We start from the raw sequence: 18,348 nt of genomic DNA, 5'->3' as shown, positions 1-18,348 counted from the left end.
CCGCTGGCGCCGCTCTTCACGTCCTCGATCTTGGCGAAACCTCCTTCGTGGCCGACCACGCGGAAGGACCGGCCGGCTGGAAAGCCAAACGTGGTCGGCGCGGAGGAGGATGGACCCGCCCTCACTTCGACAGGCTGTCTGGAAACGAGGATCATTCCCGAGCCCGGAAGGTTGGGGGGCTCGGCGTGCTCAACCGCCTCGTCACTGTGTTCAGCCGGTTTGACAACCTCGCCTGTCTGTGCGGCCTGCTCGTTGGGCGCGGTTGCGGGGCCCGGCGCGGGCGTCGGTGTCTTCGCAACGGAGTCGGTCGGTTCCAAAGCGGGAGCGGGCGCAAGGGGCGCGACAACCGTGACCGGCGCATTCTGCTCCACGTCCGGCTGGCCGAAATATTGACCCGCGCGCAAGAGAACGCCTGCGATAAGGACGAGGCCCGCAACGATAAGGAATGCGAGCCGTTTCGTGGAGGCGGACGCCCTCCGCTTCGACAGGGCCTTCCGCGCGACTTCCAGGTCCATGGCCCGGATCATGACACAGCCGTGCTCTTCGATCCACGAGCCAGTATTCCACCGGCGGCCGAGCGCGATCGGCCCCCCGAATTGGTGAAGGCGCTCAAGCGCTTAAATGGATCGGTTGCGTGTTCGGAAAACGCCCGGAACAGTTCCCGCGCGCCGCCGTTGGTTCCTTGTGGGGGCAGCCGACGAAAGGAGGCTTGACCCATGAGAATAAGCACGAAGCAAGGCGCCCTTGCGCTCGCCTTATTGGGCGGCGCGGCGCTGTTCAGCGGCCCGGCCATCGCCAATTCGATTCATGATGAGGGCGATTTCGGGGGCGGCTACCTGATCATCGGACCGGGCGGACCGGAGCGGCACCACTATCTGCGCCACCACGTCTTCCGTCCTAACGACGAAGCACGTCCGATCTACTCATTCAGCTATGGTCCGGCTACCGGCTTTTATGACGTTTACGGACCTGTCGTAGTCTACTAGCGCCCGACGGCAAACGCGCCGCTTTGCTGGCTCCGTCCCTGCGCATCGACGGGCAGCAACGACACGGGGTTCGCTCGGAGCGGCCGTTCAATAGCCTCTGAGCTGCTTAAGCTGGGCGTAGCTCAAGCCCTCGATGTCCTCTTGGGTGAGGTTTTCGACACCCGCGCGCTTGGCTTTCGCCTGGGCGGCCTTGAACTTGGCCTCCCCGTTTTGCGCGGCGTTTGGGGAGGGTGCCGCCTTGGCCGGATTTCTTGACGGCAAAGGCACGGCATGGGTTTGGCTCGCATCCCGCGGTCGAGGCGCCTTCAAACGCGGGTGTGGTCGCGGCGGCGGAGGCGGCCCGTAGTCGTCCGGTTCATAGCCGTAGTCCGGTGCGTAATCGACCGGCCCGTAATCGTCGTAGCCGTAATAGTCGTAGGGGTCCGGCGGGGGCGGCGGTCCGTAATAGACTTCGGAAGGAGTGAGCATGCTGCCCACGACAGCGCCGACGCCGAATCCGACCAGACCCGCTCCGATCGCCGAGCCATTTCCAGCATGAGCGGGGCCGGCATTCGCAAGCGCAGCCATGCCGATCATTGCCGCCGTGATGCCGAGCCTAAGGCCTTTGTCCATGGCAATCTCCACTCGCCCTCCGCTGCATCGGTTTCGAGCCGTGTGGCGTGAGCATCCTCCAAGGATGGCGCGAAGAAATTAAGGCACCTCTAAGTCGGGGGCGTGGCGTGCGGACAGCCGTTGCGATTGGCGCGGCCGAGTCGACCCTGACCTGCCGGGCAAAATGCCCGCTTTTTACCGCAAGGGTCCATCGTCTAAACTCAGGGCAAGAGGGCTTCGGTGATCTTTAGGGAACGGGGGCCGTTCGCATCGGCCGCGTTGGGCCGCAGCGGTTGCGGCCAAACGGCGGAAGTGTCGAGGGGAGACTTGGTCGTTGCAGGTCAGATCGCTTGTTCTTGCTATTGCCGGGACCGTCAGTCTTCTCGCCGCCATGTCGGCGGCGCGGGTCTTTGCGGTGGAGCAGGCAGCGGAGATTCCGGCCTGGCTCAAGGCCCATATCGGGGAGGGCGACGGCCAGATCGCGCCGGTGGTGCTGCAGAGGGCGCGCGCGCTCTATCTGCAAAAGGTGAGCGAGGGAAAGGTCAAGAATCCCTGCTACTTCGCCATGGACGCGACCCGGCCCGGGGGGTTCACGCGCAGGTTCTACGTCATCTGCGAAGCCGATCAGACGTTTCGCGCCGTACCTTCCGGGCACGGCAGCGGCCGCAACGTAGCGGGTGTAAATTTCACCAACGGAATCCGCTGTGCGAAGAATTTCAGCAATGCAATGGATTCCAAGCTGACGACGGGTGGTCCCTACGTGACCGAAGAGACGATCACGCGTTTTAAGGGCTATTACCGCAACGGCGCAGGCAAATATGTCGCCTTCAACCGCTCGTTCGTCCAGTTCGACGGCGAAGGCGAAACGGCAAATGCCCGACCTCGCGTCATCGGCGGGCATCCGGCGGTGGTGCTGCGGGTCGCATGTCGGCGAAAAGATCCGGACAGTCCGTACGCGAACGAGGAGGGATATGTTCCGTTCGGAACGCTGGTGGATTACGCGGCTGGCCGCAGCAACGGTTGCACCAGTTGGTCGCAGTCGGACGCGGCAAAAATCATTCCGATGATGAAAGAGCCGTCGACGCTTTACATCTATCCTGAGTCCGGCGATATCGCCGCCGTCGCGCAAGCCGTGAAGGCCGGCAAGTCGCCGGCGCGCGTCGGCCTATACTGGAATGCGTCGTGCCTCAAAGAGATCGGCGCTCCGAAGTTTTGGCCGAAAGAGACGCTCGAGCCGATCATCGAACAATACAAGAAGGATCATCCGGCGCCTCCGCCCCAGCCGCTTCCCCTGTGCAAGGGGCAGTAGCGAGAAGCCAAATCCCGTCGTGAGTTCACCGGGCTGTGGCAGCATCCCGGGAAGGACCGGCGCGTCGAGATCGTATTCGACAAGCAGTGAGGGTCCACCTGGCCCCGGGCGAGGTCCGATCGCGTTGCGCGTTGCAGCCGGATAATCAACCCATGTGTTGACTATCAATAACTCTGTTGATAATCATTCGGGCATGGCGTTGCCCTCGTTGCATGTGGTGAAGCATGGCGTCTCCGCCGCCGAAGCCGAGCAGGAGGCGCTAAGCGGGGTGTTCTTTGCGCTCAGCGATCCGGTGCGACGCGAAATCCTCACGCGTCTCGACGGACGCGACCTCCTGGTCTCTGAAATCGCGGCACCGTTCGACATCTCGCTACAGGCGATCTCGCGACACATTCAGGTGCTCGTGCGTGCAGGGCTGATCGCACAGGAGCGCACCGGACGCATCAGCCGCTGCCGGCTCGATGCCGGGCCGATTTATACCGCCGCGGTCTGGCTCAACCGCTACAGCAGGTATTGGCAAGCTCAGTTCGACCTGCTGGCCGCTTCGCTGCACGAAATCGAGGAGCGGCGCGGCCGGCGCGGGGCGCCACGGGACGGCAGGCGGACCTCCAAATTGGGCCGGAGCGCGAAGAGGCGGACCCTTCGCAAGCCGAAAGCGGAGAAATAGTCATGCAGCAGCACGGTAGTGCCTTTCAGAACGAATGCGCATCGTGTGAGAGCAACGGAGTGCGGCGATGAACTATGCCAAGACGGCGCAGAAGCTTGCCGAGTATCGCGGCCAGATCGGCGAGCTGCGCAAGAAGATGCGCAAGTTGCAGGCCGAGATCGAGCCGGAGGAGGTGAGCGACTACGAATTCGCGACGATGGACGGCGTAACGCGGCTCTCGGAGCTGTTCGGCGACAAGGACACGCTGTTCGTCGTGCACAACATGGGCAAGGGCTGCGCTTATTGCACGCTCTGGGCGGACGGTTTCAACGGAGCCTACGACCATCTGCGGAGTCGGGCCGCTTTCGTGGTCGCCTCGCCGGATTCGCCCGACGCGCAAATGGAATTCGCCCAAAGTCGCGGTTGGAGATTCCCCATGGTGTCCTACCAAGGCACGAATTTCGCCGAGCACATGGGTTACCGCGGCAAGGACGGATATCTGCCCGGCGTCTCGGTGTTCAAGCGCAAGGGCAAGAAGCTGGTGCGCGTTGCCGATACCTCGTTCTCGCCCGGCGATGACTTCTGTTTCGTGTGGCACTTCTTCGATCTCCTTCCCGAAGGAGCGGGGGGGGTGGCGGCCGAAATACAAATACGCGAGCTGACCGGTCGGCCCAAAGCCGGCAGGCATGTCCTAGCGCCAAGGAAGGTAGGGTGCCGATCACCTGAAGAGAGTGGGTGCGATGACGAAACACAAGACCGGAACACGCGAAGAGTGGCTCAAAGCGCGGCTCGAGCTGCTCGAAGCGGAAAAGGAACTTACGCGGCGAAGCGACGAATTGGCCGAGCGGCGGCAGGAGCTGCCATGGGTCAGAATCGATAAGGAGTACCGGTTCGAAACCGATGAGGGGAGCGCATCGCTGGCGGATCTCTTCAGGGGACGCTCGCAGCTCCTCGTCTACCACTTCATGTTCGGCCCCGACTACAAGGCAGGCTGTCCGTCATGCTCGATGATCGCCGACGGGTTCAACGGTTTTGCCGTTCACCTCGCGAACCATGACGTCATGTTGTGGGCGGTATCGCGGGCGCCGCTGGCAACGCTCCGGGCGTACAAGCGGCGGATGGGGTGGGCCTTCCCCTGGGCATCGTCCATCGACGGCGACTTCAATTTTGACTTCGACGTTTCGATCACCGAGAGGCAGCAGCGCGCCGGAAACGTCGAATACAACTACCGGCGCGGCGGCCATCCGTTGGCGGCCGAGCAGTTCCCTGAGCCCGTCGTCAAGTTTGCGACGATGTGCGGAACCGATGCGCCGAGCTATATGCGCGAGAGACCGGGCATGAGCGCATTCGCACTCGAGGACGGCGTGGTCTATCACACTTACTCCACCTACGCCCGCGGCTTGGACAGTCTCTGGGGTGCCTATCAGTGGCTCGACCGCGCGCCTAAGGGCCGCAACGAGACCGGCATCTGGTGGCGGCGCCGCGACGAGTACGGCAGCCGCTGAGCTGAAACCGGGTGCCTCGGCGGTTTTGGCACGCGCGCGGCTCATCATGCACGTGCTCATGTAAGCGCGAGAACCCGGATGTGGGCCTCCGGCTGATGCCTTGTCGCGCCTGTTCGCGGCCTCGGCATTGCGAGGGTACGCAAGCGTCGTTGACATGCGGCCTACGAAGTTGTTATTACAAATTCATAAAAAGTAATTACAAATAGACGGGAGGAATCCATGAGTCGCGCATCCGAGGTCCCTGCGACCGCGCCGTCCTCGGCCGCTCCTGCCTTCGATGAGTTCGGCAAGATCGAGGTCTACGGCATCGACATTATCCCCGACGCGCATCGCCACGGCTCGCCGAAAGAGTTGTTCTGGCCGTGGTTCGGCGCCAATTCGACGTTCATTAACATGATCGCCGGCGGCGTCTTGATCCTGTACGGGCTCAACCTTTGGCAGGGTTTGTCGATCGTGATCGTGGGCAGCTTGGCCTACGTGATCGTCGGCCTGTGCAGCCTGCCGGGACCGCGGGCCGGCACCGCCACGCTGATCATCAGCCGGGCGCCGTTCGGACTTCGCGGCAACGCCATACCGACCGCATTTTCGTGGGCTGCCACGCTCGGCTGGGAAACGGTGAACATCATCATCGGCACCTTCGCCATCAAGACGCTGCTCGAGCAGGCGGGCATTGCGACGCCGCACTGGATGCTGGCGCCTTTCCTCGTGATCATGGCGATCCTGACCTTCGCCATTCCGGTTCTCGGTCATGCGACGCTCGTCGTGGCCCAGAAATGGCTCTCCTATCTGTTGACGGCCCTTACGCTCGTGATGGCCGCGCTCACCATCCCCAAGGTCAATTGGGACTACCAGCCGGCGGCAAATTTGGCGGCAGCGACGCCGATGGCGACCTGGTTCCTCGGGCTCGCCACGGTGCTCGGCGCCGGGGCGATGAGCTGGGTAAATTTCGCCTCGGACTACTCGCGCTATCTGCCGAAGAATTCGGATCGCGCGGCGATCGTCGGTTGGGTGACTGTCGCCAACTTCATACCGTCGGTGCTTTACGGCGGATTGGGCGTCGTCATCGGCACCCTGGTCGACACGTCGGACCCGGTGGGCAATCTGCCCAAGATTCTTCCGAATTGGTTCCTGTTCCCGTTCTTGATCGTGGTCATCGCCGGCGTCGTCGCCAACAACGTGATGAACAGCTACTCGAGCGGTCTCAATCTCCTGGCGCTCGGGGTCAGGGTCGCGCGCTACAAGAGCGTCCTTATCGACGGCGTGATAACCGTCGGCGCCGCGTGCGTCGCACTGTTCGTCTACGACTTTTCGATCGTCTTCACCCAGTTCCTGTCGTTGCTCGTGATCGTGATGTCACCGTGGGCCGGCATCTTCATCGTCGACTACTTTCGCCGGCGCGGCCAATACACGTCGTCTGATCTGGTGAGGAGCAGCGGCGGACTCTATTGGTACCAGCAGGGATTCAACTGGCCGGCCCTGCTGTCCCTGATCGTCGGCATTGTGGCCGGCGGGCTCTGCGCCAACACCGCTCTTTGGCAGGGATACGTCTCGATGAACTACCTCGACGGCGCCGATCTGTCGCCGATCGTGGGACTGATCGTCGGCGGTCTGCTGTACTCGCTGACCACCTTGAGCACCGAAGCGGGATCGACCCAACTTTCATACGCCAAGCCAAATCAATGATGAACGATATCGCTGTTGAGGGACCGAGCGCGACATGCGGCTCGGTCACCGTACCCGCGCGGCTGTTGGGCTGTTGGTACCGCCGCTACATCCGCTTCGCCGACGGGACGGAGGATACCAGCACGCGCGTCATCTGGGTCCAGACGCTTTCCGGTGTGGGCGACATTCGCGTATCGGCGACGCGCCCCGACCTCAGGTCGCGAGGAGGGCTCGAAGATTGCTCCATTGAGGAGCTGCTCGCGTTAGCGGAACAGGACTGCTTTTGCGGAGTGACGCTGTTCGACGCCAAAGCCAAACCGTTCCCCACCGCGAGCTGGCCGAGGGAGAGCTATCTGTTCCGGTTTCAGCCGGTTATTACCTTCCCCGAGCCGGGATGGATGGAGTGGCTCGAGGGCGGGACCTGCATGATCGAGAGGGCGCCGAGCGGCGCCTATGTCGAGGATTGGCGGCTGCAGCCAGGCTCGCAGAAATTTGGCGGCCATCTGGTGCAACGTGATGCGCCGTCCGCCACCTGCCTTTACGTCGCCGGCGACCATGCGATCTTCGCGCGCAATCGTTCGGAATTGCTCCCGGGGGACAAGACGCTGCCGGAGCTTGCCCGCGAGGCGAGATACGATCCGAAGCGCTTGCGTGAGCTGTTGGACTGCGAATTCTCCTACGCGCGGCGCGCGGAGCCCGGCCACGATTACGTAATCGAGCTATCCACCTTTCCTTGGCGCGAGGGGAAGCGGCTCGACGTTCCGCCGGTCGAAAAATTCGTTCCCAACGCCCGTGAAGCAGCAGACGTCGTGATGGATGACCGCTGGACGATCAGAAGCTGCTGGCGGCTCTAAGATGCGTCAATTCGCTTCGGAGAGCTGCCAAGTGGCTTGCGGGATGGCGCTGTGGCCTGAAAGCTCCAGATGAAATTGAACGCGGTCGGCGCGGTAGACTGCCCTGGCGACCTCGAAGGGACGATCCTGATGGCCCGCGGCGCGATGCTCGACGATCAGCGTCACGAACACGGCGCCGCGGAAGGGTATCGCCAGTTGTTCCGCTTCCCACTTGCTGCAAAAGCTGGTCTCGATGGTGACTTCGGTTTTGGTCAGCTCGATGGTTCGGCGCGGGCGATTGGTCAGCACGCTGGGGAAGGCGCGGGGAAGAATGCGCCGCAATTCGGTGCTATCCGAAACCGGAAAGAACGAGTCGAACAGGGCGACCGGCACGTCGCGAATATGCAGCAAGCTCATCACTCTCAGAATGTCGCTATCGCTTTTCAGATTGAGCTGAGCGCCGATGCGGCGAGAAGCCGTCTGGGTGCGTGCGTCTAGGATCGTGATTTGCGCCCCGGGGGTCGCCGAGTCCAGCAGCCGGCTGAAGCCTCCGGCGCGCTGCTCGACCTTGGGAACGGCGACAAACGTGCCGCTGCCCCGAACGCGAATGATCTGGCGATCCTGCTCCAATATTGCGAGCGCCTGACGCACAACCGTTCGGCTCACATCGTAGGTGGCGCACAATTCCTCCTCGGGGGGAAGGGCCTCGCCCGCGTTCCACAATCCGAGCTCGATCTTCTCCTTGAGGATTTCCTGAAGCTGGAAATAGAGCGGGACGACGCTGTCGCGATCAAGGTGATCGCTCCGTTCCAATTGATCCATCCTTTTTGCAGGCATCACAGAGCTCTCGCAGTCAGCGGCGCTGCACCTTGGTCGTTGCGGGGCGTCGCTCGATTTAGCAATGCAGCCTAGCGAGGATCAATCTCTAATGCCCCATCATTTGCTCCGTGCGCGGCCTTTACGACAGATGCCATTCAGCGCCTCACATGCCGATGCAATGTTCGTATGCGTTCCAATAGCGCGGGTCGGGCGTGTCGATCTCGATCGCGTCGCGCAGGAGCGGGGCGCAGGGGCCGCTGAAATCGCCGAAGAAGCGGAAATTGAGCCAGCCCTCCGCGGCATAGGGCCTGACATAGCGCGGGGCTTTGTAGCATTTGGCGCCGTGACGGCAGGCCTTGTGCTGCCCGGCTTCGGCGAGTGGTGTGGCAACCGTGAGCGCAACGAGAATGGCGATGGCAGCGAGACTCACTCTTTCGATCTTCATTGCGTTGTCTCCTTGCCAACAGTTCGGCGAGGCCGTCGTTTGAGCTTTATCGCACCGTCCATCTCAAGGCTAATGGTTCGAAGCGACAATAGTCTTTCAGTCGTCCCAGGCGCAGGCCCACCGATCGCAGTTGACGGCGAGGCGATCCCGGTCTTTGTTGCCACGGTTTGGAGGGCAGGGGCATGACGCTACTCATCGCGGCCATTGTCATCTTCTTCGGCATCCATCTCGTGCCGACGATGGGAGATTTGCGCGGCCGGTTGGTCGGGCGGCTCGGCGAATCGGGCTACAGGGCGATGTTCGCGGTGCTTTCGGCCGCAAGCCTCATCCTCCTCATCTACGCCTTCGCGAAGGCGCCTTCGGTTACCATCTGGTCGCCGCCTTCCTGGACGCGATGGATCGCGATCATCCTGATGTGGCCCGCCTTCATCTTCCTGGTCGCCGCCTATGTGCCCGGCAAGATCAAGGAAAGGCTCAAGCATCCGTTCCTTGTCGCCATCAAGACCTGGGCGCTCGCCCATCTCATCGCCAACGGCGACCTCGCCTCGATGATCCTGTTCGCTTCCTTTCTCGCCTATGCCGTGTACGACCGCATCAGCCTGAAGACGGGGCGGCGGCCGACGAGCTTGGTCGCAGTCGAGGGGGCGCCGAAGCCTAGGAACGACGCAATCGCCGTGGTCGCCGGGACGGCCCTTTATCTCGCGACCCTGTTTTGGCTGCATCAGGCGGTGATCGGCGTTGCGCCATTGCCGCATTGACCCAAAGCAAGTTCCGGGCTGATTTTTTGCAGTGCACAAGCTTCCTATATTCTGCGATAAGGAGTGGAGATCCGGGCCCCCTTTGGGCCTTTAATGCTTTGAGGAGCTCGACGAGACGTGTCGAAAGATTTCTCAGTTAAGCGCATCACGGCGCCCGAGATCAGGGCCCGCAAAGGCGGTGCTCCTATCGTGGCGCTGACCGCCTACCACGCCCATACCGCCCGCATCATCGATCCCTATGTCGATTTCCTGTTGGTCGGCGACTCGCTCGGCATGGTGATGCACGGCTACGAGACGACCGTGCCGGTGCCGCTCGAGCTCATGATCATGCATGCCCAGGCCGTGGTGCGCGGCTCCTCGCGCGCGCTCGTCGTGGTCGACATGCCGTTCGGCTCCTACGAGGAGAGCCCGGCGGTTGCCTTCCGCAACGCAGCGCGAGTGATGAAGGAGACGGGGGCCGGCGCGATCAAGCTCGAGGGCGGCGTCCAGATGGCCGAGACGATCCGTTATCTCGCCGATCGCGGTATTCCGGTGATGAGCCATATCGGCATGACGCCGCAGGCGATCAACACGATCGGCAGCTTCAAGCCGCGCGGTCGCTACCGCTCGGAATGGGCGGCCTACGAAGCCGATGCCCAGGCGATCGCCGAAGCCGGCGCGTTCGCCGTGGTGATCGAGGCGCTCGCCGAACTGCTTGCTGCGCGTATTACCAAGCAAATCTCGATCCCGACCATCGGCATCGGCGCGTCCGCCGAATGCGACGGGCAGATCCTCGTGCTCGAGGATATGCTCGGGCTCTCGCAGCGCGTTCCGAAATTCGTCAAGGAATACGCCCAGCTCGGCGCTGGCATCGAGAATGCGGTCAAAGCCTTCGCAAGCGAGGTGAGAACACGCGCCTTCCCAACGGCCGAGTACACCTATCCGATGTGCGACGAGCCCGAGGCAGCCACGAAAAAGACCAAAATGACAGGCAGTTAGCCGGCCCACGGGATTTCGTTACAAGCCTGGAGCGACGGTCCGGGCTCTTTACCTTGCGCGAGCAAGCCGGCTTCACTATACGGCGGGCAGGGAGGAGCGACGGCCGTCCAATTGCGCCGCTCGTTCGCCCTAAGAGAGCGACCAGTCGATTAAGAGTCCGCAACCATGGCCGACCGCGACAGTGAATTCATCCGTGAAGTAGACGAAGCGGTCCGCCAGGACCAATACAAGAAGCTGTGGGACCAGTACGGCATCTACGTGCTCGCGGCGGCGGTCGTGCTGGTGGCGGGCGTTGCCGGCTATAAGACTTGGAACACTTGGCAGGAGCGGAAATCGGCCGAGGCCGGCGACCAATTCAGCAAGGCGCTGGCCGTGGAAGACGGGCCCGACGCGGCCAAGGCCAAGGACATCTTTGCTCAGCTCGTCAAGGACGGCCCGGACGGCTATCGTGTCCTTTCGCGCTTCCAGATCGCGGCCGGCGAAGCGAAGGCCGGGGATGCCGACAAGGCGGTTGCCGATTACGACGCGCTCGCCAGCGATCAGAGCGTCGATTCTATTCTGCGCGGCTACGCCACGATCCAGGCCGCCGCGCTGAGGCTCGACAAGGCCGATTACGCCGAGATGGAGAAGCGGCTCAAGGGCCTCGCCGAGTCGAACGGCGCGTGGAGCTTCTCGGCGCGCGAGCTGCTCGGGCTCTCGGCCTACCGGAACAACGACATGCGGACGGCGGAGAAGGAGTTCAGCGATCTGCTCGCCGATCAGGCCACGCCGCCGAATTTACGAGATCGCGCCGACATGATGCTCGCGCTTATTGTGGGAACGCCGCAGGCGCTGAGCACCACGGCGAAATAGCGCGCATCTGGCGCGGAGGGCGGCTCGAAGTTGGGCGTTCGTCTTACACGGGGAACGGGCGGGCGCCTGTTCGGCGCCGGACTTGCGGCGACTCTCGTTGTGAGCCTCGCCGCTTGCAGCGGGCCACTCTCCAATATTCGCAATCCCTTTGCCAAGAAAGAAGAGATTCTTCCCGGTGAGCGCATCGCGGTCATCACCGATCCGAGCGCGAACGACCTCAACCCATCCGGGGCACCCAAGCCAGTGTCACTGCCGGCGCCTCGCGCCAACGACTCCTGGACCGAGCCCGGCGGTACGGCGTCCAATAATCTCGGTCACCTGGCGCTCAACGAGCAGGTGCAGAAAGTCTGGTCGGCCGACGCCGGCACCGGTTCCTCGTCGAGCGGCCGCTTGAGCGCGATGCCACTCGCCGCCAACGGCTATGTGTACACGCTCGATGCCGCGGGGAACGTCTCGGCCTTCCAAGCATCGAGCGGGGCGCGAGCCTGGTCGGTGAGCGTCACGCCGGAGAACGAGAAGAGCAAGGAGGGCTTCGGGGGCGGCCTCGCGCTCGACGGCGGCAGGCTCTACGTCACGACCGGCTACGGCACGGCGGTAGCCATCGATCCCGGCAGCGGGGCGATTCAATGGACCAAGGTCATAGGCGAGCCGGTGCGGAGCTCGCCCACGGCCGCTGCCGGAAAAGTGTTCTTCATCTCGGCCGACAATGTGCTGCATGCGCTGAACGCAGCCGACGGCTCAGAGGCGTGGACGGCGCGTGGCCTCCCGCAAATCGCGACCATCCTCAGCAACGTCAGTCCGGCGGTCAGCGACAATGTCGTCATCGCGCCGTTCCCGGCCGGCGACATCGCCGCCTACGACGTGGCAAGCGGCAAGCCGACATGGAGCGACTCGCTTGCGCGCACCACCGAGACCTCGGCCGCCGGCATTCTCGGCGATCCGGCGCGGCCGGTGATCGACAAGGGCGTGGTGTTCGCGGTGAGCCATGGCGGCAAGATGATCGCGACCTCCGAATCGGACGGGGTGCGGGTGTGGACCCGCAACATCGCCAGCACGCAGATGCCGTGGGTCGCCGGCGACACCGTTTACGTCGTGGACCTCAACGGCAAGCTGCTTGCCCTTTCGCGCAGCGACGGGTCGGTCAAATGGACGAGCGACTTGCCGGGTTCCGGACGCTGGAGCGGACCGGTGCTTGCGGGAGGGAAGCTGTGGCTCGTCTCGGGCGACGGCCTCCTGGTTGCCGCCGATGCGCGCAGCGGGCAGGTCGTTTCCAATCTCGATCTCGGAACCAAGGTGTTCGTCTCCCCCATTGTAGCCGGCGGGCGCATGTATATCCTGGCCGACAACGCCACGCTGATCGCCCTCAACTAGGGGTGAGCCGACGCGCTACTCGTTTTCTTCCCGGACGCCCCAATGTCCTACACCATCGCCATCGTCGGACGGCCGAATGTCGGCAAGTCCACGCTGTTCAATAGGCTCGCCGGCAAGCGGCTCGCGCTCGTCGACGATCAGCCGGGGCTGACCCGCGACCGGCGCGAAACCGAGGCGATGGTGGGAATTTACGACGTGACGCTGGTCGATACCGCGGGCCTCGAGCCCGGCGATGAGGGCTTGACGCCGCGCATGCGCAGGCAGACCGAAGCCGCTATCGCCCATGCCGATCTCGTCGTCTTCCTCATCGATGCGCGGGCCGGACTGGTTCCGGCCGACGAGATGTTCGCGGCCATGGTGCGGGAGGCGGGCAAGCCCGTGATCCTCGCCGCCAATAAATGCGAGGGGAGGGCGGCCGAGGCGGGACTCTACGAAGCCTACGAGCTCGGGCTCGGCGAGCCGCTGGCGATCTCGGCCGAGCACGGCCTTGGCATCGGCGACTTGACCGAGGCGATCGAGCAAAGCGTCAAGGCAGCCTCTGGCGACAGGGAGAGCGGCATTGCTGAGACGGAAGAAGCGGACGCGGAAGGCGCCCGCCCGCTCCGCATCGCCATCGTGGGCAGGCCGAACGTCGGCAAATCCACGCTGGTCAATGCGCTGCTCGGCGAAGAGCGCATGATCACAGGGCCCGAGGCAGGCATCACGCGCGACTCGGTCGCGTCACCGCTGTCCTACCAGGGGCGGCCTCTCCTTCTGTTCGATACCGCGGGGCTTCGCCGCAAGATGCGAATCGAAGGCCGCGCCGAGGAGCTTTCCGTCGGCGATGCGCTGAAGGCGATCCGTTTCGCCGAGGTGGTCGTGCTTCTGCTCGACGTGGAGCATCCATTCGAGAAGCAGGATCTCCAGATCGCCGAGCTGATCGCCGAGGAGGGGCGGGCGCTCGTCATCGCCGTCAACAAATGGGACCTCGTGCGCGACCGCGAGAAGCGCCTCGGGGAACTGCGCGAAATGTGCCAGCGGCTGCTCCCGCAAGTGAAAGGAGTCGCGCTCGTGCCGGTTTCGGCGCTCGCCGGCAGCGGCCTCGACCGGCTGATGCAGGCGGTGATCGAGGCCGACCGCTTGTGGAACGTGAGGCTGCCGACGCATGGGCTCAATCAGTGGCTGCAATCGGCCATCGAGGCGCATGCGCCGCCGGCGGTCTCGGGGCGGCGCATCAAGCTTAGATACGTCACGCAGGCGAATGCGCGGCCACCGACCTTCGTCGTGTTCTGCTCGCGGCCCAAGGCCCTGCCCGATTCCTATGTGCGCTACCTCGTGAACTCGTTGCGCGAGACGTTCGACCTGCCGGGCACCCCGATCAGGCTCCATCTGCGCAAGGGCGACAATCCCTATGTGTGAGGCGTAGCGATGAGCGGGGGCGCGACGGAAATCTACTTCTATCATCTCGAGCAGCGTTCGCTCGATGACGTGCTGCCCAATCTGCTCGAGCGCTCGCTCGAGCGCGGTTGGCGTGCGGTCGTGCAGGCCGCGAGCGAAGAACGTATCGAGGCGCTCAACACGCTGCTATGGACCTATCGTGAGGAGAGCTTCCTGCCGCACGGCACCGCGCGCGAGGGGAAGCCCGAGGCGCATCCCGTCTACCTCACCACCGGCGAAGACAACCCGAACGGCGCGCGCGTTCGCTTCCTGGTCGACGGCGCGGCGCTTGCCGACGCCTCGGGATACGATCGCGTCGTGTTCATCTTCGACGGACGCGACGATGCCGCTGTGGCCAAGGCGCGCGAAGACTGGCAGGCGGCCAAGGCGCGGGGATACGCGGTGAGCTACTGGCAGCAGGACGATGCAGGCCGCTGGCAAAAGAAGGCGTAGAGCGTCCGGGCTCGACCGAAATCAAGGTGACGAGGATTGCCTTGCCGCTGTCATGCGGCGCCGCTATAAGCCCGCCACAGCCGAAATCCTCTGGAGACTGATTGTATGGCCGTTGAACGCACGCTTTCGATTATCAAACCCGACGCCACCGAGCGGAACCTGACGGGACTGATCATCGCCCGGCTCGAGGCGGCAGGCTTGCGCGTGGTCGCGCAGAAGCGTGTGCTGTGGAAGAAGAAGGACGCGCGCAAGTTCTACGACGTACACAAGGACCAGCCCTTCTTCAAGGACCTGATCAATTTCATGACGTCGGGGCCGATCGTGATCCAGGTGCTCGAGGGCGAAGACGCAATCGCCAAGAACCGCGCGGTGATGGGCGCAACCAATCCGGTCGATGCGGCGCCCGGCACCATCCGCAAGGACTTCGCCGTCAATCTCCAGCGCAACTCCGTGCACGGCTCCGATAGCCCCGCCAACGCGAAGCGCGAAATCGCGCTGTGCTTCAAGAAGAGCGAGATCGTCGGATAGAGCGCGGCCGCGCCTTCCGCTAGTGTTTGAGAATGCCGGAGCGTTTGAGCAGCCAGAGCACGATCGCCGACGCGACCGCCACGATCGCCATCGCCCACCAGAATCCATTACTGTCCTGAACAAACGGCAGCCCGCCGACATTCATGCCGAAAATTCCGGCGATCAGGCTCGCCGGCATGAACAGCGTGGTGACGACGGCGAGAACGTGGAGATTGCGGTTGGTCTGCTCGGCCGTCTTCATGGTGACCTCCTCTTGGAGGAGATGGGCGCGATCGCGCAGCGACACGATCTCGGCGTCGAGCCACTCAATGCGCTGACCGAGACGCGCCGGCGCAAGATCGAGAGTGAGCTTGCCGGCGAGATCGAGCTCGAACCGGTGCAATAGGGCGCGAAAGATCACGAGTTGGCGGTGCAGGCGTACCGTGGCGCGACGAATGCGGCCCAGCACGCGCCGGCCCTCGTAGACATCGTCGGCGACGATCTTCTCCTCGATGCGGTCGAGCTTTGCCGCTGCGTCGTCGGCGTAGCGGTCGATCGAGTCGACCACCTGCTCGATCAGCGCTTGCAGGAGCGCCGCCGGCGAGGAAAAGCTTGCGCCGCCGTGAACGATCTTGCGCGTGGCGTTCACCGCGCTGAGCGAGCGCCTCCGTCCGGTGACGAGAAGCTTGTCGCTCAAGGCGAAATGGAGGAATCCGATCTCCTCGGTGAGCCCGTCGAGATCGCAGACGAGGTCGGCGAACACACCGTAGAGGCACGCGCCGCTCACATTGATCTGCTGATGCTCGTCGGGGGAGACGAGGAGATCGCGTGCAACAGCGGGCAGCCAAAGTCCGCCCTTGATGAGGCGGCAAGCCCGCGCGTCGGCGAGGTTGAAATGGAGCCAGAGCCAGCCATCCGGAGTTTCGTCGATCGGCTTCTCGACGGGCAGTTCCTCTGCGCCATCGGACGTGAAACGAAAAGCAAAGACGAGGCCAGGCAAAGTCTCGCCGGTCGCGCCCGGGTGTACGCCGTCTGTCAGGGCCTCGTGCATGCGCGGTACGGAGCCTGTTCGGGCATCAGACGACGGACCGGCAGATCGAGGCCCGCGTTAGGATTTCAGCCAGCCGAGTTGTTGAGCCTTGGCGTGTGCCGCCTTCCACGCCGAGACGAGAAATTTGACGCGCGCCGCATCGGGATCGGCTCTGAGCGGGTCCATCAATACCAGGAGCGGAGAGTTACCGTCGCGGCGGTAGACCACCTTCTCGCCCGTCCTGGGCTCGGTGACCACGAGGTCCTGGTCCTGCAACACTTGCACGTTCAAGCCCGCCACGTCGCTCATCGCTTAGGCTCCCAACCGACCGCATGAAGTTTAAGGCGTCTGCGTGCATCTGAGAAGCCTTACGCCTTTCATGCGGATTTTCCTAACTCGATCTGAGAGATAGCGAAGGGCTCGATCGCTATCGGACAGCCTGCGAGAGCATCGGGCAGCCAAGCGTCTTCTCCAGCGCCGCGATGAGCTCGTCTTCCTGCTCTACGGTGATGTACAGACCCTCGTTCTGATCGGCGAGGCATTTCACGTCGAGAATGCTCTGCTCCCCGGTCCACGAATAGCCCTTCACTCGAAGTCCGATGACGTGAACGGTAAGATGGTTGGCGGCAGCGTGAAGCGCCTTGCCGAGATCGCACGGCTGCCGCCCGCACGTCTCCTCGCCGTCGGTGAGCAGTACGATGACGCCAGGCTTGCTGCGATAGTCGAGCACGTTGGCGGCCTGCTCGACGGCCGAGGTCAAGGGCGTTCTTCCGGCTGGAACGAGCGCATTGATGACCTGCATGATGCGATCCGCCGCGTTCTCGGCGGGCGCAAGATCGAGATGGACGTTGCACTGGTTATAGGGACCGGGACCATAGGTGATCAGCCCGACGCGGCGGGTGCGGGTTATGCTCGGCAGGACCTTGGCGAGGGCATGACGCACCTTGTCCATGCGGCTCACCTCGCTCGGGCTCTCGCTGCCATAGCCCCAGCCGTCGCCGGACATCGATCCCGAGGCGTCGAAGACAAGCATGGCATCCTCGGTGCAAGGCCTCGCCTCGGTATCCGCAACGGCAAGCCTGGCGGCAAGACCGGCAAAGACCGCGAGCCCCGCCGCGGCGAGGAGCGCGATTAGCCGCCTTCGGTTTCCGAGCCTCATGAGCGCGTGCTCCAACGTCGGTGCAAAGCACAGTACAGGGGATTTCCGGGCTTTTTCTTTGCTTTGTGCCAGTCTCATTCTTTGAACCCTGCGTCATAAGGGTTGGCCCCGTGTCCGCACCGCGTCCTTGCCCCGCGCGGCAAGAAGCCTCACTTTGCCCGCCAAGGAGACCGGTCCATGAGCGTCATAGAAACCCGCCACCAGCAAATGTTCCCCGTGCTCGACGCGGCGCAGATCGAGACGGCGCGCCGCTTCGCAAGCGGCCCCGAGCGGACTTTCAGGCCGGGAGAGATCGTATTCGATGTGGGCCAGCGCGCTACGCCGTCGTGGCTCGTTCTGCAAGGCTCGATCGACGTCGGGCGGCGCGACGGACTCAACAACGAAGCATCGATCACGACGCATCATCCGGGCCAGTTCTCGGGAGAGATCAGTCAGCTTGCGGGGCACGAGTCGCTCGCCCAGGGGCGGGCCGGAGCGGAAGGGTGCACAGCGCTGCCGTTCGACCCGGCTCACGTGCGCGCGCTGATGATCGGTTCGGCCGAGGTCGGCGAGATCATGATGCGGGCCTTCATCCTTCGTCGTGTCGGACTGCTCGAGATAAGAGACGGCGGCGTAGGCTCGGTGCTGGTCGGCATTCCCGGCACGGCGCGTTTAGGTCAGTTGCAGGATTTTCTGCGGCGCAACGGATATCCGTACACCGTTCTCGATGCCGATCGAGCCGACGGGCGCGCCATCGTCGAGCGGCTCGGCGTGCTGCCGGACGAATTGCCGCTCATGATTTGTCCGAACGGGACGCTGTTGAAGCGCCCAACCGAGGCTGAGGCCGGGCTCTGTCTCGGCCTGACGCCGGAACTCGATGAGAAGAAGATCTACGACGTGGCGGTGGTGGGAGCGGGGCCGGCGGGTCTTGCGGCCGCGGTCTATGCCGGGTCGGAGGGCCTCTCCGTGCTCGTGCTCGACTCCCGCGCATTCGGCGGTCAGGCCGGTGCCTCGGCCCGCATCGAGAACTATCTCGGCTTTCCGACCGG

General features: G+C 63.6%; 21 protein-coding genes and 1 pseudogene. 15 read left to right on the top strand and 7 right to left on the bottom strand.

Annotation, left to right across the window (positions count from 1 at the left end; translation table 11 throughout):
- Positions 1-515 (bottom strand): annotated as a pseudogene (locus tag VFB18_RS01090) (hypothetical protein); the annotation flags it as partial.
- A 201-nt stretch (positions 516-716) separates the two neighbouring features.
- Here VFB18_RS01090 and VFB18_RS01085 point away from each other — a divergent pair.
- Positions 717-986: a hypothetical protein gene (locus tag VFB18_RS01085; RefSeq protein WP_324970429.1), complete on the top strand. Its 270-nt coding sequence runs from the start codon at positions 717-719 to the stop codon at positions 984-986.
- Positions 987-1,073: 87 nt separating this feature from the next.
- On the opposite strand, the gene VFB18_RS01080 is transcribed toward VFB18_RS01085, so the two are convergent.
- Positions 1,074-1,598 (bottom strand): hypothetical protein, encoded by a 525-nt coding sequence (locus tag VFB18_RS01080; RefSeq protein WP_324970428.1) that lies wholly within the window; start codon positions 1,596-1,598, stop codon positions 1,074-1,076.
- A gap of 370 nt (positions 1,599-1,968) precedes the next feature.
- Between VFB18_RS01080 and VFB18_RS01075 the strand changes: the two genes are divergently transcribed.
- The 6 genes from VFB18_RS01075 to VFB18_RS01050 all read left to right on the top strand — a co-directional run bounded on the left by VFB18_RS01075 (position 1,969) and on the right by VFB18_RS01050 (position 7,553).
- Entirely contained in the window at positions 1,969-2,886 is a 918-nt protein-coding gene (locus VFB18_RS01075) for a hypothetical protein (protein WP_324970427.1), read from the top strand.
- Positions 2,887-3,040: 154 nt separating this feature from the next.
- Positions 3,041-3,553 carry a metalloregulator ArsR/SmtB family transcription factor gene (locus VFB18_RS01070; RefSeq protein WP_324970426.1) on the top strand — a complete coding sequence of 171 codons (513 nt, stop codon included), beginning with the start codon at positions 3,041-3,043 and terminating at the stop codon, positions 3,551-3,553.
- 67 nt (positions 3,554-3,620) lie between these two features.
- Positions 3,621-4,412, top strand: a complete 792-nt coding sequence (locus VFB18_RS01065) for a DUF899 family protein (protein WP_324970425.1) — start codon at positions 3,621-3,623, stop codon at positions 4,410-4,412.
- Positions 4,327-5,037 (top strand): thioredoxin family protein, encoded by a 711-nt coding sequence (locus VFB18_RS01060; RefSeq protein WP_324970430.1) that lies wholly within the window; start codon positions 4,327-4,329, stop codon positions 5,035-5,037. The genes VFB18_RS01065 and VFB18_RS01060 overlap by 86 nt, the downstream gene beginning before the upstream one ends.
- 219 nt (positions 5,038-5,256) lie before the next feature.
- On the top strand, positions 5,257-6,720 hold the full coding sequence (locus tag VFB18_RS01055; protein ID WP_324970424.1) for a purine-cytosine permease family protein: 1,464 nt from the start codon (positions 5,257-5,259) through the stop codon (positions 6,718-6,720).
- Positions 6,720-7,553 carry a hypothetical protein gene (locus tag VFB18_RS01050; protein ID WP_324970423.1) on the top strand — a complete coding sequence of 278 codons (834 nt, stop codon included), beginning with the start codon at positions 6,720-6,722 and terminating at the stop codon, positions 7,551-7,553. Before VFB18_RS01055 ends, VFB18_RS01050 begins: the two co-directional genes overlap by 1 nt.
- Before the next feature lie 6 nt (positions 7,554-7,559).
- Here VFB18_RS01050 and VFB18_RS01045 read toward each other — a convergent pair whose 3' ends face one another.
- Together VFB18_RS01045 and VFB18_RS01040 are read right to left on the bottom strand one after the other, a co-directional pair.
- Complete coding sequence (locus tag VFB18_RS01045) at positions 7,560-8,345, bottom strand: GntR family transcriptional regulator (RefSeq protein WP_324970422.1); 786 nt, start codon at positions 8,343-8,345, stop codon at positions 7,560-7,562.
- Between the two features lie 169 nt (positions 8,346-8,514).
- Positions 8,515-8,796 carry a hypothetical protein gene (locus VFB18_RS01040; RefSeq protein WP_324970421.1) on the bottom strand — a complete coding sequence of 94 codons (282 nt, stop codon included), beginning with the start codon at positions 8,794-8,796 and terminating at the stop codon, positions 8,515-8,517.
- Between the two features lie 182 nt (positions 8,797-8,978).
- Here VFB18_RS01040 and VFB18_RS01035 point away from each other — a divergent pair, with 182 nt between their 5' ends.
- The 7 genes from VFB18_RS01035 to ndk all read left to right on the top strand — a co-directional run bounded on the left by VFB18_RS01035 (position 8,979) and on the right by ndk (position 15,152).
- On the top strand, positions 8,979-9,554 hold the full coding sequence (locus VFB18_RS01035; protein ID WP_324970420.1) for an NnrU family protein: 576 nt from the start codon (positions 8,979-8,981) through the stop codon (positions 9,552-9,554).
- Positions 9,555-9,671: 117 nt separating this feature from the next.
- Positions 9,672-10,532 carry a 3-methyl-2-oxobutanoate hydroxymethyltransferase gene (panB, locus tag VFB18_RS01030; protein ID WP_324970419.1) on the top strand — a complete coding sequence of 287 codons (861 nt, stop codon included), beginning with the start codon at positions 9,672-9,674 and terminating at the stop codon, positions 10,530-10,532.
- Between the two features lie 165 nt (positions 10,533-10,697).
- A complete protein-coding gene (locus tag VFB18_RS01025; protein WP_324970418.1) occupies positions 10,698-11,384 on the top strand; it encodes a tetratricopeptide repeat protein in 687 nt (228 codons plus the stop codon).
- Positions 11,385-11,414: 30 nt separating this feature from the next.
- Positions 11,415-12,755 carry a PQQ-binding-like beta-propeller repeat protein gene (locus tag VFB18_RS01020; protein WP_324970417.1) on the top strand — a complete coding sequence of 447 codons (1,341 nt, stop codon included), beginning with the start codon at positions 11,415-11,417 and terminating at the stop codon, positions 12,753-12,755.
- Positions 12,756-12,797: 42 nt separating this feature from the next.
- Positions 12,798-14,153, top strand: a complete 1,356-nt coding sequence (gene der / locus VFB18_RS01015; RefSeq protein ID WP_324970416.1) for a ribosome biogenesis GTPase Der — start codon at positions 12,798-12,800, stop codon at positions 14,151-14,153.
- 9 nt (positions 14,154-14,162) lie between these two features.
- The gene (locus VFB18_RS01010; protein ID WP_324970415.1) at positions 14,163-14,624 is read left to right on the top strand and encodes a DNA polymerase III subunit chi; all 462 of its coding nucleotides are present in this window, start codon (positions 14,163-14,165) and stop codon (positions 14,622-14,624) included.
- Between the two features lie 105 nt (positions 14,625-14,729).
- Positions 14,730-15,152, top strand: a complete 423-nt coding sequence (ndk, locus tag VFB18_RS01005) for a nucleoside-diphosphate kinase (protein ID WP_324970414.1) — start codon at positions 14,730-14,732, stop codon at positions 15,150-15,152.
- A 19-nt stretch (positions 15,153-15,171) separates the two neighbouring features.
- Here ndk and VFB18_RS01000 read toward each other — a convergent pair whose 3' ends face one another.
- The 3 genes from VFB18_RS01000 to VFB18_RS00990 all read right to left on the bottom strand — a co-directional run bounded on the left by VFB18_RS01000 (position 15,172) and on the right by VFB18_RS00990 (position 17,320).
- Entirely contained in the window at positions 15,172-16,182 is a 1,011-nt protein-coding gene (locus tag VFB18_RS01000) for a transporter (protein WP_324970413.1), read from the bottom strand.
- 57 nt (positions 16,183-16,239) lie between these two features.
- Positions 16,240-16,470, bottom strand: coding sequence for a hypothetical protein (locus VFB18_RS00995; RefSeq protein WP_324970412.1), 231 nt, complete (start codon positions 16,468-16,470; stop codon positions 16,240-16,242).
- 118 nt (positions 16,471-16,588) lie between these two features.
- Positions 16,589-17,320, bottom strand: coding sequence for a vWA domain-containing protein (locus tag VFB18_RS00990; RefSeq protein ID WP_324970411.1), 732 nt, complete (start codon positions 17,318-17,320; stop codon positions 16,589-16,591).
- Positions 17,321-17,497: 177 nt separating this feature from the next.
- Here VFB18_RS00990 and VFB18_RS00985 point away from each other — a divergent pair.
- The coding region (locus tag VFB18_RS00985) for a cyclic nucleotide-binding domain-containing protein (protein WP_324970410.1) at positions 17,498-18,348 on the top strand (851 nt) is incomplete at its 3' end.

Source organism: Methyloceanibacter sp. (genome assembly GCF_035650995.1).
GTDB lineage: Bacteria > Pseudomonadota > Alphaproteobacteria > Rhizobiales > Methyloligellaceae > Methyloceanibacter.
This window is presented reverse-complemented; position numbering and strand designations above follow the sequence as displayed.

Excerpts from the sequence above, each read along its gene's own strand:
- VFB18_RS01085 (WP_324970429.1), top strand. The coding sequence starts at position 717 with ATGAGAATAAGCACGAAGCAAGGCGCCCTTGCGCTCGCCTTATTGGGC.
- VFB18_RS01080 (WP_324970428.1), bottom strand. The coding sequence starts at position 1,598 with ATGGACAAAGGCCTTAGGCTCGGCATCACGGCGGCAATGATCGGCATG.
- VFB18_RS01075 (WP_324970427.1), top strand. The coding sequence starts at position 1,969 with ATGTCGGCGGCGCGGGTCTTTGCGGTGGAGCAGGCAGCGGAGATTCCG.
- VFB18_RS01065 (WP_324970425.1), top strand. The coding sequence starts at position 3,621 with ATGAACTATGCCAAGACGGCGCAGAAGCTTGCCGAGTATCGCGGCCAG.
- VFB18_RS01055 (WP_324970424.1), top strand. The coding sequence starts at position 5,257 with ATGAGTCGCGCATCCGAGGTCCCTGCGACCGCGCCGTCCTCGGCCGCT.
- VFB18_RS01050 (WP_324970423.1), top strand. The coding sequence starts at position 6,720 with ATGAACGATATCGCTGTTGAGGGACCGAGCGCGACATGCGGCTCGGTC.
- VFB18_RS01040 (WP_324970421.1), bottom strand. The coding sequence starts at position 8,796 with ATGAAGATCGAAAGAGTGAGTCTCGCTGCCATCGCCATTCTCGTTGCG.
- VFB18_RS01035 (WP_324970420.1), top strand. The coding sequence starts at position 8,979 with ATGACGCTACTCATCGCGGCCATTGTCATCTTCTTCGGCATCCATCTC.
- VFB18_RS01025 (WP_324970418.1), top strand. The coding sequence starts at position 10,698 with ATGGCCGACCGCGACAGTGAATTCATCCGTGAAGTAGACGAAGCGGTC.
- der (WP_324970416.1), top strand. The coding sequence starts at position 12,798 with ATGTCCTACACCATCGCCATCGTCGGACGGCCGAATGTCGGCAAGTCC.
- VFB18_RS01010 (WP_324970415.1), top strand. The coding sequence starts at position 14,163 with ATGAGCGGGGGCGCGACGGAAATCTACTTCTATCATCTCGAGCAGCGT.
- ndk (WP_324970414.1), top strand. The coding sequence starts at position 14,730 with ATGGCCGTTGAACGCACGCTTTCGATTATCAAACCCGACGCCACCGAG.
- VFB18_RS01000 (WP_324970413.1), bottom strand. The coding sequence starts at position 16,182 with ATGCACGAGGCCCTGACAGACGGCGTACACCCGGGCGCGACCGGCGAG.
- VFB18_RS00995 (WP_324970412.1), bottom strand. The coding sequence starts at position 16,470 with ATGAGCGACGTGGCGGGCTTGAACGTGCAAGTGTTGCAGGACCAGGAC.
- VFB18_RS00990 (WP_324970411.1), bottom strand. The coding sequence starts at position 17,320 with ATGAGGCTCGGAAACCGAAGGCGGCTAATCGCGCTCCTCGCCGCGGCG.